Consider the following 14,314-nt stretch of genomic DNA (forward strand, 5'->3'; position numbering starts at 1 on the left):
GTAACTTGGGTTGCTGATAATCTGTTGACTTCAGTCTGACACCACAAGCACCCACACGAATTGCTTGATTCAGTTGTTAAAGAGCGGTGGGTTGAGCCTTTCGTCTCAACCGAGGCGCGCATTCTACAGCGTCCTCTGTAACTGTCAAGCGATTATTTTCTGAAGTTTTCCAAGTTTCCTTATCAACTTCAATCACTTGCGCTTCGATCAACTCTGCGTTGCTCGTCAGCGGGAGGCGAATTCTACAGCGTTACAACCGCGTGTCAAACTCTTTTTTCTCGCCGCTGCCGATTCAGACAAACTCGACCTACTTCCTCGCTGACCTCATTCGATAAACCCTTGTAACTCATTGAATCTCAAGGCTTTTTCGTTTCCATCTGCGCCGGAAGTGGGGCGAATTATAGACACCTCAACGAGCGCGTCAACCGTTATTTTCAAAAACCTGAGATCTATTTCACTGCCCCCAATAAACACGGGATCAGATCAATCAAGGCCTCCATGACTTACAGGCTGGGAAACGCAAACTGCGACGCCTCATGGCTCGCCCGCTGCGGCCAGCGCTGCGTAATTGCCTTGCGACGGGTATAGAAACGCACCCCGTCCGGCCCATAGGCATGCAGATCGCCAAAAAGCGAACGCTTCCAGCCACCAAAGCTGTGATAAGCAACAGGCACAGGCAAAGGCACATTGACCCCCACCATGCCCACTTCAATCTCGTCGCAGAACAGACGCGCCGCCTCCCCGTCGCGAGTGAAGATGCAGGTACCGTTGCCGTACTCGTGATCGTTGATCAGTTGCATGGCCGCTTCCAGGCTGTCGACACGCACAATGCACAGCACCGGCCCGAAGATCTCTTCCTTATAGATACGCATCTGTGGCGTGACGTTATCGAACAGGCACCCGCCCATGAAGAAGCCTTGCTCATGACCGGCAACCGCAAGACCACGACCATCAACCACCAGCGTCGCCCCCGACTGCACGCCATCTTCTATATAGCCGCTGACCTTGTCACGATGCTGCCCCGTCACCAACGGCCCCATGTCCAGGCCACAGGTCGTCCCCGCACCAATCTTCAGGCTCTGAATCTGCGGAACCAGTTTCGCCACCAGCGCATCGGCGATCTGATCACCCACACAGACGGCAACCGAGATCGCCATGCAGCGCTCGCCGCACGAACCATAAGCGGCGCCCATCAAGGCACTGACTGCATTGTCCAGATCCGCATCCGGCATCAGCACTGCATGGTTCTTCGCGCCGCCCAATGCCTGGACACGCTTGCCTCGGGCAGCGCCTTCCTTATAGATGTATTCGGCGATGGGCGTGGAGCCGACAAAACTCAGCGCCTTGACTTCCGGCGCCTCGATCAGCGCATCCACCGCCACCTTGTCGCCATGCACCACGTTGAGCACGCCTTTGGGCAACCCTGCCTCGTGCAGCAGTTCGGCAATCAGCAGCGTGGAACTGGGATCGCGCTCGGACGGCTTGAGGATGAAACAGTTGCCGCAGACGATCGCCAGCGGGTACATCCACAAAGGCACCATCGCCGGGAAGTTGAACGGCGTGATGCCAGCAACGATACCCAGCGGCTGGAAGTCAGACCATGCATCGATATTCGGCCCCACATTGCGGCTGTATTCACCCTTGAGGACTTCCGGCGCAGCGCAGGCGTATTCGACGTTCTCGATGCCGCGCTTCAACTCCCCTGCAGCGTCTTCCAAGGTCTTCCCGTGCTCTTCGCTGATCAGTTGAGCGATACGGCCTTCGTTCTGCTCCAGCAATTGCTTGAAACGAAACATCACCTGAGCGCGTTTTGCAGGCGGCGTGTTACGCCAGGCCGGAAAGGCTGCCTTGGCTGAATCGATCGCCCGCTGAACCGTTTCGCGACTGGCGAGCGCCACCTTGTGAATGGCCTGTCCGGTAGACGGATTGAACACATCGGCCGTACGTCCATCGTCGGAAACGAACTCGCCGTGGATCAGGTGTTGAATGCTGCTCATGAAAAACTCCAAAAGGGTTTCCGGCAGGCGCGAATCACTCCGCGCCCGCTGCTTATATAAGAAGGATGTCAGCGAAGATGATCAGTCGATGAGGTTCAGTGTTTCGCCCAGTGCGTCGAACAGCCGATCCAGATCCTCAGCCTTGCTGTTGAAGGTCGGCCCAAACTGCAGGGTGTCGCCGCCAAAGCGCACATAGAAGCCGGCTTTCCACAACTTCATCCCGGCCTCGAACGGCCGCACGATGGCATCGCCGTCGCGCGGTGCGAGCTGGATAGCTCCGGCCAGCCCATAGTTGCGAATATCCACGACGTTTTTGCTGCCTTTGACGCCATGCAATGCGCTCTCGAAATGGGGAGCCATTTGCGCAGCCTGCTGCACCAGATTTTCGCGCTGCAACAACTCAAGCGCAGCCAGACCGGCAGCACACGCCACCGGATGCGCCGAGTAGGTGTAACCATGCGGGAATTCGACGGCGTATTCCGGCGTCGACTGGTTCATGAACGTCTGATAGATCTCGCTGCTGGCAATCACGGCGCCCATCGGAATCGCACCATTGGTGATCTGCTTGGCGATACACATCAGGTCAGGTGTGACGCCGAAGCTTTCGGCACCGAACATCGAGCCGGTGCGGCCGAAGCCCGTGATAACTTCATCGAAGATCAGCAGGATATTGTACTGGTCGCAGATTTCACGAAGACGCTTGAGATAGCCCTGCGGCGGCACGATCACACCCGCCGAGCCCGCCATCGGCTCGACAATCACCGCCGCAATGTTCGACGCATCATGCAATTCGATCAGCTTGAGCATCTCGTCAGCCAATGGGATGCCGCCCGCTTCCGGCATGCCCTTGGAGTACGCATTGCTGGCCAGCAGCGTATGCGGCAGATGATCGACGTCCATCAACTGGCCGAACATTTTGCGGTTGCCGTTCACGCCACCCAGGCTGGTGCCTGCCACGTTCACGCCGTGATAACCACGCGCTCGCCCGATCATCTTGGTCTTGGTGGCCTGACCCTTGAGACGCCAGTAGGCACGCACCATCTTCACGGCAGTGTCCGCGCACTCGGAGCCGGAGTTGGTATAGAAGACGTGATTGAGATTGCCCGGCGTCAGCTCGGTAATCTTCTCCGCGAGCTGAAACGATAACGGATGGCCAAACTGAAAGCCCGGTGAATAATCCAGCACGCCCAGTTGCTTGTAGACCGCCTCCTGGATTTCCTTGCGGGTATGCCCGGCTCCGCAGGTCCAGAGCCCGGAAAGCGCATCATAGATCTTGCGGCCCTTGTCGTCCGTCAGGTAACTGCCTTGCGCTGCAACGATCAGGCGTGGGTCGCGCTGGAAGTTGCGGTTGGCTGTGTAGGGCATCCAGTGGGCATCAAGCTTCAGCTGACTGGCGACAGAAAGATCGGACGACTCGAGCATATTCATTGAAACGAACCTCGTGTGTGCTTGAGCAAGCAGTTATTTCAGTTAAGGTGCCATGGAGCCAAAGTCTGGAAAATCTGACTTTCACGATCTTTAGTTTGGTAGAGACTAAACAATGAGCACCCGTCGCACCGATCCTCTGGCACAAGTCAGCGACTTTGATATCCGACTCTTGCGTCTGTTTAAAAGCGTAGTCGAGGCTGGCGGCTTCTCGGCTGCGGAAAGTGCGCTCGGCATCGGTCGCTCTGCAATCAGTCAGCAGATGAGCGATCTGGAGCAACGTCTGGGCCTGCGTCTTTGCCAGCGTGGACGAGCGGGATTCTCGGTGACCGATGAGGGTAAAGAGGTTTATCAGTCGGCATTGCAGTTGCTGAGCGCGCTGGAAAGTTTTCGAACCGAGGTCAACGGTCTGCATCAGCATCTGCGCGGCGAGCTGAATATCGGGCTGACCGACAATCTGGTCACCATGCCTCACATGCGCATCACCCATGCCATTTCGCAGCTCAAGGAACGCGGCCCGGATGTGCACATCAACATCCGCATGAGCGCCCCGGCCGAAGTGGAGCAAGGTGTGCTCGAGGGCAAGCTGCATGTCGGTGTGGTGCCTCAGGTCAGCGCACTGCCAGGTCTCGATTACCAGCCGCTGTATAGCGAGCGCTCGCTGCTGTATTGCGCAATCGGCCATCCGCTGTTCCGTGCGGCCGATGCTCTGCTCCGCAGCGAGCACCTTGCCGAACAGGACGCCATTGCGCCGACGTTCAGACTGCCCGCCGAGATTCAGGCCCATTATCAGGCGCTCAAATGCACCGCCAGCGCGTCGGATCGTGAGGGCATGGCGTTTCTGATCCTGACCGGGCGCTACATCGGTTATCTGCCGGACCATTACGCCAGCGCCTGGGTAAAGGAAGGCAGGCTGCGTGCCTTGAAACCGGATTCAAGGTTTTACGACCTGAGCCTGGTGACGGTGACGCGCAAAGGAAGGCGCCCTCATTTGGTGCTGGAAAGCTTCATGGAAGGATTGGCTGCTACCCGATGAAACACTTCGTCATGACGGCAGCAGAGCTGCGCGACCACATAAGCAACCTGTAATCACGGCAGACCGTTGATACCACAGGCGGTATCACACATCCCGTGACAATAACCTGAGCAGGTGGACAGCTTTTTGCATTGGATCCGGATAACGAAACGCCAGCTCATGGCGCCTCCCTCTGCCCCAAAGTCCGAGAGCCTGTCATGCAGCCCGAAACATCCGACAACAGTGACCTGATCTACGGCCTCGACGACCGCCCCAAACCACTGACGGCTACTCTTGCCGCATTGCAACACGTACTCGCCAGCTTCGTCGGCATCATCACCCCGCCACTGATCATCGGCTCCGCACTGGGCTTGAGCGCCTACCTGCCCTACCTGATCAGCATGGCGTTGATGGTGTCCGGCGTGGGCACTTTCATTCAGGCGCGCCGCCCGTTCGGCATCGGTGCCGGGATGATCTGCCTGCAAGGCACCAGCTTCGCCTTTCTCGGCGCGGTGCTGTCGGCGGGCTTTTTGGTCAAGCAGCGTGGTGGCAGCCCGGAAGACATCATGGCGATGATCTTCGGGGTGTGCTTTTTCGGCGCGCTGGTGCAGATCGTGCTGAGCCGCTGCATCGGACAGTTGCGCCGCGTCATCACGCCATTGGTAACCGGGATTGTGATCACGCTGATCGGTGTCAGCCTCATCAAGGTCGGTGTGACCGATCTGGGCGGCGGCTTCAATGCGCCCGACTTCGGTTCGCCGTTGAATCTGTCACTTGGCGTCTTCGTGCTGGTGGTGATCATTGCGCTGAACCGATCCAACACGCCGTGGGTTCGTCTATCGGGGATCATCATCGGCCTGGCCGTCGGCAGTCTGGCGGCATGGTTCAGCGGCAAGCTCGTCCCGCAACCGATTCATGACCTGCCGCTGATCAGCATTCCGGTGCCCTTTCGCTTCGGTTTCAGTTTTGACTGGAGCGCTTTCCTGCCCGTCGCGCTGATTTATCTGATCAGCAGCATCGAAACCGTCGGCGACCTGACCGCCAACTGCATGCTGGCCAGGCAACCCATCAGCGGACCGAGCTACGTGGCCAGACTCAAGGGCGGCGTGCTCGGTGATGGCGTGAGTTGCATGCTCGCAGCCACGTTCAGCGCATTCCCCAACACCACCTTTGCCCAGAACAACGGCGTCATCCAGTTGACCGGCGTTGCCAGCCGTTACGTTGGCCTGTACATCGGTGCCGTGCTGTTCATGCTGGGACTGTTTCCGCACATCGGCGCCATCGTTCAGCAGATTCCCAAACCGGTACTGGGCGGCGCAACGCTGGTGATGTTCGGCAGCGTCGCGGCGGCAGGCGTCCGGATTCTGGCCCAATCGCAGCTGGACCGGCGCAGCATGCTGATCATCGCAACCTCATTCGGCGTAGGTCTGGGCATCGCTTCCCAGCCAGCCCTGCTCCACCATATGCCCACGCTGGTGCAAAACCTGTTCGACTCGGCCATCACCAGCGGAGGCATCACCGCGATTGCGATGTGCCTGTTGATCCCGGAAAACAAAGCCCGCACCGACGTGCAGGCAACTGTCCGGGAAGCCGAACCCTTTGAGCCTCAACGATAATTTTCCAGTGCCTGTGCTTGCGGGATGGCCGCAGGTGCGTTATCTGTTCGTTCGTTGCGTCCCTTGACCTGCCCGGAATCGCCCATGACCCTCCAAGTCCCTGCGCACAACGCTCACGTTGCCAAGCCCGCCAGCCGCATTCGTCAGAAAAATGAAGAGGCGATCATCAAGGCCGCCGAAGACGAGTTCGCACGTCACGGTTTCAAGGGCACCAGCATGAACACCATCGCGCTGAAGGCCGGGCTGCCCAAGGCCAACCTGCACTACTACTTCACCAACAAGCTGGGGCTGTACATTGCAGTGTTGAGCAACATCATCGAACTGTGGGACAGCACCTTCAATACGCTCAGCGTTGAAGACGATCCCGCAGAAGCACTGGCACGGTACATCCGCGCCAAGATGGAGTTTTCGCGCCGCCAGCCTCAGGCGTCGCGCATCTTTGCGATGGAAATCATCAGCGGCGGCGAATGCATGAGCGAATATTTCAGCCAGGATTACCGCTTGTGGTTCCAGGGCCGGGCAGCGGTTTTCCAGGCCTGGATCGACGCCGGAAAAATGGACCCGGTCGACCCGGTGCATCTGATCTTCCTGCTGTGGGGCAGCACCCAGCACTACGCCGATTTCGCGTCCCAGATATGCCGCGTCACCGGGCGTACACGCCTGACCAAACAGGACATGGACGAGGCCAGCGAAAACCTGATCAGGATCATCGTCAAAGGCTGTGGGCTCAAGCCGCCAGCCTTGTAGAATTCGCACCTTGTCGCCAGCCGGATGCACGCATGCCTTTTACCCTTGTTGGCCCTTGCGAGTTTCGTGAAGAAATCCGCAAGAGCCGCTTCATCACCCTCGCCGCCCCCATCAGCAGCCCGACCGACGCGCAGGCGTTCATCGACCAGCACAGTGACCTGAACGCCACTCACAACTGCTGGGCCTGGAAACTCGGTGATCAATACCGCAGCAATGACGATGGCGAGCCGGGCGGCACCGCAGGCCGCCCGATTCTTGCGGCGATCGAGGCGCAGGGTTTCGATCAGGTCGTGGTGCTGGTGATTCGCTGGTACGGCGGTATCCAACTGGGAACCGGCGGTCTGGCTCGTGCCTACGGTGGTGGCGCCAACAAATGCCTGCAGCAGGCAGCACGTGTGGAGCTGGTCAACCGGCTGCCTTTCAACCTTGAGTGCAGCTTCAGCGAACTGGCGCTGGTCAAGGTTCGTCTGGCTGAATCGAGCGGCCTGGTTGAAGCCGAAAACTTCACCGCCAATGGCGTGGAAATGTCGGTTGCCATCGGCCCTGAGCATGTGGAGAACTTCCAGCGGCAACTGGCTGACCTGAGTCGGGGCAGAATCGTCCTGCATCCGGCATCCACGCTGTAATCAAGGGTTCATCACGATGTGCACAGTTGCCCACATCTACTGTGCATCCGACTGTGGATAAGCTGAGTACATACCGCTGCAAGCCTCGTCGGGCAAGCGATGCAGGCAATTGATCATTTTTTGCACAATACACCGTGATACCTGTGAAACCGTTGATAAAACAGCGATTTAAACGCGCTTAGCACATTCGGAATCCAAGCGTTTCGGCGTTATGCCCGGTTCGATGCGTTTCACACAGGAACTGTGGAGCAACCTGTGGATAACAGGTGCAAGGGTGTCGCAGCGGCTTGGCAGCTCGCGCTCGCTGACAACTGTACGTTTTTTGATCAAATACAGTGAGCCAATTTGGCCCTCGCCGCCGATACGCACGCCCCGAACTGGTGCTGAAACACCGCAAGTGTCCGCGGAAACCTCCAAACAGTCTCGTCACAGGCCTTATTCAGGGCCGCCCGACAAAAGCTGACCCCCTGGCCAGGATTTTGCTTTATCCACGGGCGACCCACTCCTGCCTCAGAGCCTGACATGCCAAACCACGCGACACCTGCGCGTCTTCAGTTACGCCACATCACCAAACAGTACCCCGGCTGTCTGGCGAACGACGCTGTCGACCTGACCATCCAGCCCGGAGAAATCCACGCGTTGCTGGGCGAGAACGGCGCGGGCAAAAGCACGCTGATGAAGATCATCTACGGTGTGACACAACCGGATTCCGGCACCATCATCTGGCAGGGTCAGCCGCAGATCATGCGCAACCCGGCACAGGCCAGAAGCCTGGGCATCGGCATGGTGTTCCAGCATTTTTCGCTGTTCGAAACCTTGAGTGTGGCGCAGAACATCGCACTGGCCATGGGTGCGGCAGCCGGTACACCGAAACAACTGGAACCCCGTATCCGCGAAGTCTCGCAGCGCTACGGCATGGCGCTGGAGCCACAGCGACTGGTGCACAGTCTGTCGATTGGCGAGCGGCAAAAGGTGGAAATCATTCGCTGCCTGATGCAGGACATCCGCCTGTTGATTCTCGATGAACCCACCTCGGTGCTGACGCCGCTGGAAGCCGAAGAACTGTTCGTCACCTTGCGGCATCTGGCCTCTGAAGGCTGCAGCATCCTGTTCATCAGCCACAAGCTGGGCGAGGTTCGAGCCCTTTGTCACAGCGCCACGGTGTTGCGAAACGGCAAAGTGTCGGGGCACTGCGTTCCGGCAGAGTGCTCGGACCTGGAACTGGCGCGTCTGATGGTCGGCGATGCAGAAGGCCTGACGGCGCAGTATGAAAAAGTCAGCGGTGCGGCACCGTTTCTGCGGGTCGAGCGACTGTCGTGGCACAACCCCGATCCATTTGGCTGCTCCTTGAAAGACCTCAGTCTGGAGGTGCGCAGCGGTGAGATCGTCGGCATTGCAGGCGTGGCGGGCAATGGACAGGACGAGTTGCTGGCCCTGCTCAGCGGTGAACAGGTATTGCCCCGCGCCCAGGCCGCCACGCTGCGTTTCGCTGACACGCCGATCGGCCACCTGCGGCCCGATGCCAGACGCAAGCGCGGTCTGGCCTTCGTGCCCGCCGAACGTCTGGGTCACGGCGCAGTGCCGGAACTGAGCCTGGCGGATAACGCGCTGCTCACAGCATTCCAGCAAGGTCTGGTCAGCAAAGGCCTGATTCAGCGCGGCAAGGTTCGGGCATTGGCTGACGAGATCATCCGCCGCTTTGCGGTAAAGACGCCGGACGCCCAGACCGCCGCGCGCAGCCTGTCGGGCGGCAACCTGCAAAAATTCATTCTGGGGCGCGAAATCATGCAGAACCCCAAACTGCTGGTCGCTGCGCACCCGACCTGGGGCGTGGACGTCGGCGCGGCGGCTGCCATCCATCGTGCACTCATTGCCTTGCGCGATGCCGGCGCAGCAATTCTGGTGATCTCCGAAGATCTGGACGAGCTGTTCCAGATCAGCGACCGCCTCGCCGCGCTGAGCGGTGGACAACTTTCCCACCTGATCCCGACCGGACAGACCAGCACCGTGCAGATTGGCGGCTGGATGGCAGGTCAGTTCGAACATTCTCATACCCAGGCCCAACTGCCGGGTTAACGGAGCAAAACATGCTGCTTTCTCTGGAACCGCGCGGCCAGCAATCGCGCGCCATGCTGTGGTGCTCTCCTCTGCTGGCCGCTGTGCTGACGCTGGTCTGCGGGTCGCTGCTGTTCATCGCCCTGGGGCTTGATCCGTGGGTGACCTTGCACACCTTGCTGATCGCACCGGTCAGCGACCTGTACGGTCTGTCGGAACTGATGGTCAAGACGTTGCCGATCCTGCTTTGTGCACTGGGGCTGGCGGTCGCCTATCAGGCGCGCATCTGGAACATCGGCGCTGAAGGCCAACTGCTGCTGGGCGCTCTGGCGGGCAGCGCTGTTGCGGTCAACATCATCGAGATGGAAAGCCGCTGGGCCCTGGTGATGGTCCTGATGGCGGGCACGCTGGCCGGTGCAGCATGGGCAGGCGTAACGGCCTGGTTGCGCACGCATTTCAATGCCAATGAAATCCTCACCAGCATCATGCTCAATTACATCGCTTTGAACCTGCTGCTGTACTTCGTGCACGGGCCGCTCAAGGATCCCGCAGGCATGAACTTCCCGGAATCGGCGACCTTCGGCGATGCCAGCCGCCTGCCGCTATTGATGGAAGACGGCCGAGCGCACGTCGGCGTGTATTTCGCACTGTTTGCGTTGGTGGCGGTGTGGGTCTTGCTGCAACGCAGCTTCGTCGGTTTCCAGATCAAGGTACTGGGGCTGGACAAGCGCGCTGCCGGGTTCGTCGGCTTTCGTGAGAAGCGTCTGGTGTGGCTGGCCTTGTTGATCAGCGGCGCACTGGCCGGGCTTGCAGGCGTTTCGGAAGTCACCGGCCCCATCGGCCAACTGGTGCCGCAGGTGTCACCAGGCTACGGATATGCGGCGATTACCGTGGCATTTCTGGGGCGTCTCAACCCGATCGGCATTCTGTTCTCCAGCCTGCTGATCGCCCTGCTGTATCTGGGTGGCGAAAGTGCGCAGATGACCCTGAACCTGCCGCCCGCTATCACCCAGTTGTTTCAGGGAATGATGCTGTTCTTCCTGCTGGCCTGCGACGTATTGATTCTTTACCGCCCGCGCCTGAAGATGCGCTGGGCCAAGCGTCAGATGACGCCTGCTGTAGGAGCCGCGTGATGGATATCGATCTGCTGAGCAATATTTTCTACGCCATGGTGCGTTGCGGCACTCCACTGCTGCTGGTTGCGTTGGGTGAGCTGATCTGTGAAAAGAGCGGCGTGATCAACCTCGGTCAGGAAGGCATGATGCTGTTTGGCGCGGTGATCGGCTTCATCATCGCCCTGAGCACCGGCAACCTGTGGCTGGGCGTGCTGCTGGCGATGCTCGCAGGTATGCTGCTGTCGGCACTGTTCGCGCTGGTTGCGCTGGTGTTCAACGCCAATCAGGTGGCCACGGGTCTCGCGCTGACCATCTTCGGCGTCGGGCTGTCGAGCTTTGTCGGCGCGGCGTGGGTCGGCAAGCCACTCAGCGGTTTCGAGCCGGTTGCGATTCCCTTTCTGAGCGACATCCCGCTGATCGGTCGCATGCTGTTCGCTCAGGATTTGCTGGTCTACCTGTCCTTCGCCCTGTTTGCACTGGTCGCTTGGGCGCTGCTGAAGAGTCGCATCGGACTGATCATTCAGGCGGTCGGCGAAAACCCCGATGCAGCCAGTGCGATGGGCCTGCCCGTGTTGCGGGTTCGCACCCTCGCCGTGCTGTTTGGTGGCGCAATGGCTGGATTGGCAGGTGCCTATTTGTCGCTTGCCTATACGCCGATGTGGGCCGAAAACATGAGCGCCGGACGCGGCTGGATTGCCCTGGCGCTGGTGGTCTTCGCCAGCTGGCGCGTCTGGCGTCTGCTGCTGGGCGCTTACCTGTTCGGCCTGGCCAGCATCCTGCACCTGGTCGCTCAGGGCATCGGCCTGGCAATCCCGTCCAATCTGCTGGCCATGCTGCCCTACCTCGCCACTATCATCGTTCTGGTGCTGCTGTCGCGTGATGCATTGCGCACCCGGTTGTATGCGCCGGTTTCGCTGGGGCAGCCCTGGCGGGCGGGGCATTGAGAGAAGAGTCGGCAGGCGGGGCAGCAACGATCAGGCTTGGCTTGCGCACAACCATGAGCCAAGCTTGATCACTGCCCATGGGATGAGCAATTCGTCGCTCAACGGTTGGCTTTCAGTCTGAACGAAGTCGGCGACCGCGTTGCCGAAACCGAAACGGCTTTCCGAATCCTCTTTCAATCTGCCAAGGAGTTTTTTCATGACGACCAAAACCGCGCTGATCATCGGTGCTTCGCGTGGCCTGGGGCTTGGGCTGGTTCAGCGCCTGACCGAACAGGACTGGAAGGTCACGGCAACGGTGCGTGATCCGCAGAATGCCGACAATCTGAAAGCCATCGAAGGCGTACGCATTGAAGCAGTGGACATTGATGATACCGCTTCGCTGGAAGTGCTGGTCCAGAAGCTGAAGGGGGAAGTGTTTGACGTGCTGTTCGTCAATGCCGGGATCATGGGGCCTAAACATCAGAGCGCGGCTCAGGCCACGGCGGCCGAGCTGGGTCAGTTGTTTCTGACCAATGCCATTGCGCCGATTCGGCTGGCCGAACGTTTCGTTGACCATATTCGTCCTGAAACCGGCGTACTGGCGTTCATGAGTTCGGTGCTGGGCAGTGTCGCCTGCCCTGAAGGCCAGACCATGACGCTGTATAAAGCCAGCAAGGCCGCGCTCAACTCGATGACCAACAGCTTTGTGGTGCAACTGCCAGAACCACGCCCGACCGTGCTGTCGCTGCATCCGGGCTGGGTCAAGACCGATATGGGTGGCGAGAATGCCGCCATTGACGTGCAGACCAGCACCACCGGGCTGGTGGAACAGCTCAACGCCTATGCGGGCAAGGGCGGGCATCACTTCATCAACTATAAGGGCGAGACGATTGTCTGGTAAGTGATCAAGAGCGGGCGCGGAGCATCCTGGGCGGTATTTCCACGCAGAGCGTGAGTAACGATCAATTGTCCGACTCCACACTGATCGTGCCCATCGCTCCGCGTGGGCATGCCTCCCGTGACGCTCTGCGTCACAAATGGCACAGACTGAGGATTCAGTTAGCCGAGCGCATGACGTGGATAACGCTGGAGCTTGGGCACACATCTGCGCCACATTCCAGAGCGGACGCGGAGCGTCCTGGGAGGCATTCCCACGCAGAGCGTAGGAACGATCATCATCGCATTCCTCCAGGAGGACTTGTGTATAACGCCGAGCGCTCTGCGTGGGCATGCATCTCGTGACGCTCCGCGTCACACGCACTTTCACGCGCAACTTGATTAAAAACTGATCACTTCAGTAAAATCCACGACCTTGCCGAGGCGCTGTCTGTCTCGCACCCTGGATCAGCAGACAGGGCAACACTGAGCTGGCTAACCCTGAACCCACTTTCAGAGGAGCCGGCCCATGTCCGCGATCCGTATCTGGTTGAAAAATCCTCTTGCCGTGTTTACCGCCAATGACCTCGACGCCCGTGGCGGGCTGGTCATCGAGGGCGGTGTCATTACTGAAGTACTCGCAGCCGGGCAACAACCTGCCCTGCCCTGCGATCAGGTATTCGACGCGCGCGAGCATGTGCTTCTGCCGGGCCTGATCAACACTCACCATCACTTCTATCAAACCCTGACCCGCGCCTGGGCGCCGGTGGTCAATCAACCGCTGTTTCCATGGCTCAAGACGCTCTATCCGGTCTGGGCGCGCCTGACGCCTGAAAAGCTTGCCGTCGCCAGTAAAGTCGCATTGACCGAGCTGTTGCTGTCGGGCTGTACGACCGCTGCCGATCATCACTACCTGTTTCCGGACGGGCTGGAACAGGCCATCGACGTGCAGGTGCAAAGCGTTCGCGATTTGGGCATGCGCGCCATGCTCACTCGCGGCTCCATGAGTCTGGGCGAAGCGGACGGCGGTCTGCCGCCGCAACAGACCGTGCAACAGGGTGAGGTGATTCTGGCCGACAGTCAGCGTCTGATCGAGACCTACCATGAGCGCGGCGACGGTGCGCAGATCCAGATCGCCCTCGCGCCCTGCTCACCGTTTTCTGTCACACCGCAGATCATGGCTGAAAGTGCCGCGCTGGCTGAAAAGCTCGACGTGCGCTTGCACACCCATCTGGCCGAAACCCTCGACGAAGAAGACTTCTGCCTGCAGCGTTTCGGCCTGCGCACCGTCGATTATCTGGACAGCGTCGGCTGGCTCGGCCCACGCACCTGGCTGGCTCACGGCATTCATTTCAATCCCGACGAAAAAGCGCGACTGGGCTCGGCAGGCACCGGTATTTGCCACTGCCCGAGTTCCAACATGCGCCTGGCGTCCGGCATCTGTCCGACGCTGGATCTGATCGCCGCAGGCGCGCCGCTCGGGCTGGGAGTCGACGGTTCGGCGTCCAACGACGCCTCGAACATGATGCTGGAAGCCCGACAGGCGCTGTACCTGCAACGGTTGCGTTACGGCGCAGAGAAGATCACTCCGGAACTCGTACTGGGCTGGGCCACCAAGGGTTCGGCACAGCTGCTGGGGCGCACTGACATTGGTGAACTGGCGGTTGGCAAGCAGGCAGACCTGGCGCTGTTCAAACTCGACGAACTGCGTTTTTCCGGCAGCCACGATCCGTTGTCGGCGCTGCTGCTCTGCGGCGCAGACCGCGCGGATCGGGTCATGATTGCAGGACGCTGGCGGGTGATCGACGGTCAGGTAGAAGGGCTGGATCTGCAACAGCTGATTGCCGAGCATCGTCAGGCGGCACGGGAACTGATTCAAGGCTGAGGCTGGACCTGTAAAGCTGTGAACGGATCGACAC

Annotated in this window: 12 protein-coding genes; 9 read left to right on the plus strand and 3 right to left on the minus strand. The window is 59.6% G+C overall.

Annotated elements, in window-relative coordinates:
• Window positions 1–503: 503 nt before the first annotated feature.
• Complete coding sequence (locus tag AC0IXS_RS10475; protein WP_057408637.1) at window positions 504–1,997, minus strand: CoA-acylating methylmalonate-semialdehyde dehydrogenase; 1,494 nt, start codon at window positions 1,995–1,997, stop codon at window positions 504–506.
• Between the two features lie 81 nt (window positions 1,998–2,078).
• Window positions 2,079–3,425: an omega-aminotransferase AptA gene (gene aptA / locus AC0IXS_RS10480; RefSeq protein WP_471824551.1), complete on the minus strand. Its 1,347-nt coding sequence runs from the start codon at window positions 3,423–3,425 to the stop codon at window positions 2,079–2,081.
• A gap of 112 nt (window positions 3,426–3,537) precedes the next feature.
• Between aptA and AC0IXS_RS10485 the strand changes: the two genes are divergently transcribed.
• The 7 genes from AC0IXS_RS10485 (at window position 3,538) to AC0IXS_RS10515 (ending at window position 11,540) form a co-directional block, all read left to right on the plus strand.
• Window positions 3,538–4,458: a LysR family transcriptional regulator gene (locus AC0IXS_RS10485; RefSeq protein WP_320471335.1), complete on the plus strand. Its 921-nt coding sequence runs from the start codon at window positions 3,538–3,540 to the stop codon at window positions 4,456–4,458.
• 197 nt (window positions 4,459–4,655) lie between these two features.
• Entirely contained in the window at window positions 4,656–6,053 is a 1,398-nt protein-coding gene (locus AC0IXS_RS10490; protein ID WP_191957701.1) for a uracil-xanthine permease family protein, read from the plus strand.
• 84 nt (window positions 6,054–6,137) lie between these two features.
• Complete coding sequence (locus tag AC0IXS_RS10495) at window positions 6,138–6,800, plus strand: TetR/AcrR family transcriptional regulator (RefSeq protein WP_025995899.1); 663 nt, start codon at window positions 6,138–6,140, stop codon at window positions 6,798–6,800.
• Window positions 6,801–6,832: 32 nt separating this feature from the next.
• Window positions 6,833–7,426 (plus strand): IMPACT family protein, encoded by a 594-nt coding sequence (locus AC0IXS_RS10500; RefSeq protein WP_122438897.1) that lies wholly within the window; start codon window positions 6,833–6,835, stop codon window positions 7,424–7,426.
• Between the two features lie 522 nt (window positions 7,427–7,948).
• Window positions 7,949–9,502: an ABC transporter ATP-binding protein gene (locus AC0IXS_RS10505; protein ID WP_471824553.1), complete on the plus strand. Its 1,554-nt coding sequence runs from the start codon at window positions 7,949–7,951 to the stop codon at window positions 9,500–9,502.
• A gap of 11 nt (window positions 9,503–9,513) precedes the next feature.
• Window positions 9,514–10,614, plus strand: coding sequence for an ABC transporter permease (locus tag AC0IXS_RS10510; protein ID WP_054540889.1), 1,101 nt, complete (start codon window positions 9,514–9,516; stop codon window positions 10,612–10,614).
• Complete coding sequence (locus tag AC0IXS_RS10515) at window positions 10,614–11,540, plus strand: ABC transporter permease (protein ID WP_054540888.1); 927 nt, start codon at window positions 10,614–10,616, stop codon at window positions 11,538–11,540. The genes AC0IXS_RS10510 and AC0IXS_RS10515 overlap by 1 nt, the downstream gene beginning before the upstream one ends.
• A 30-nt stretch (window positions 11,541–11,570) precedes the next feature.
• Here AC0IXS_RS10515 and AC0IXS_RS10520 read toward each other — a convergent pair whose 3' ends face one another.
• Window positions 11,571–11,738 carry a hypothetical protein gene (locus AC0IXS_RS10520; protein WP_155516688.1) on the minus strand — a complete coding sequence of 56 codons (168 nt, stop codon included), beginning with the start codon at window positions 11,736–11,738 and terminating at the stop codon, window positions 11,571–11,573.
• Between AC0IXS_RS10520 and AC0IXS_RS10525 the strand changes: the two genes are divergently transcribed.
• Together AC0IXS_RS10525 and AC0IXS_RS10530 are read left to right on the plus strand one after the other, a co-directional pair.
• On the plus strand, window positions 11,737–12,420 hold the full coding sequence (locus tag AC0IXS_RS10525; protein WP_057408636.1) for an SDR family oxidoreductase: 684 nt from the start codon (window positions 11,737–11,739) through the stop codon (window positions 12,418–12,420). The two genes, AC0IXS_RS10520 and AC0IXS_RS10525, sit on opposite strands and share 2 nt — an antisense overlap.
• A gap of 504 nt (window positions 12,421–12,924) precedes the next feature.
• Window positions 12,925–14,280, plus strand: a complete 1,356-nt coding sequence (locus AC0IXS_RS10530; protein WP_471824557.1) for an 8-oxoguanine deaminase — start codon at window positions 12,925–12,927, stop codon at window positions 14,278–14,280.
• Window positions 14,281–14,314 lie beyond the last annotated feature (34 nt).

It is taken from the genome of Pseudomonas sp. AC016, from assembly GCF_979253365.1.

What these genes read in the sequence shown, in the direction of transcription:
- AC0IXS_RS10515 (WP_054540888.1), top strand. Translation starts at nt 10,614, where the DNA reads ATGGATATCGATCTGCTGAGCAATATTTTCTACGCCATGGTGCGTTGC.
- AC0IXS_RS10505 (WP_471824553.1), top strand. Translation starts at nt 7,949, where the DNA reads ATGCCAAACCACGCGACACCTGCGCGTCTTCAGTTACGCCACATCACC.
- AC0IXS_RS10530 (WP_471824557.1), top strand. Translation starts at nt 12,925, where the DNA reads ATGTCCGCGATCCGTATCTGGTTGAAAAATCCTCTTGCCGTGTTTACC.
- AC0IXS_RS10485 (WP_320471335.1), top strand. Translation starts at nt 3,538, where the DNA reads ATGAGCACCCGTCGCACCGATCCTCTGGCACAAGTCAGCGACTTTGAT.
- AC0IXS_RS10520 (WP_155516688.1), bottom strand. Translation starts at nt 11,738, where the DNA reads ATGAAAAAACTCCTTGGCAGATTGAAAGAGGATTCGGAAAGCCGTTTC.
- AC0IXS_RS10500 (WP_122438897.1), top strand. Translation starts at nt 6,833, where the DNA reads ATGCCTTTTACCCTTGTTGGCCCTTGCGAGTTTCGTGAAGAAATCCGC.
- AC0IXS_RS10495 (WP_025995899.1), top strand. Translation starts at nt 6,138, where the DNA reads ATGACCCTCCAAGTCCCTGCGCACAACGCTCACGTTGCCAAGCCCGCC.
- aptA (WP_471824551.1), bottom strand. Translation starts at nt 3,425, where the DNA reads ATGAATATGCTCGAGTCGTCCGATCTTTCTGTCGCCAGTCAGCTGAAG.
- AC0IXS_RS10490 (WP_191957701.1), top strand. Translation starts at nt 4,656, where the DNA reads ATGCAGCCCGAAACATCCGACAACAGTGACCTGATCTACGGCCTCGAC.
- AC0IXS_RS10510 (WP_054540889.1), top strand. Translation starts at nt 9,514, where the DNA reads ATGCTGCTTTCTCTGGAACCGCGCGGCCAGCAATCGCGCGCCATGCTG.
- AC0IXS_RS10525 (WP_057408636.1), top strand. Translation starts at nt 11,737, where the DNA reads ATGACGACCAAAACCGCGCTGATCATCGGTGCTTCGCGTGGCCTGGGG.
- AC0IXS_RS10475 (WP_057408637.1), bottom strand. Translation starts at nt 1,997, where the DNA reads ATGAGCAGCATTCAACACCTGATCCACGGCGAGTTCGTTTCCGACGAT.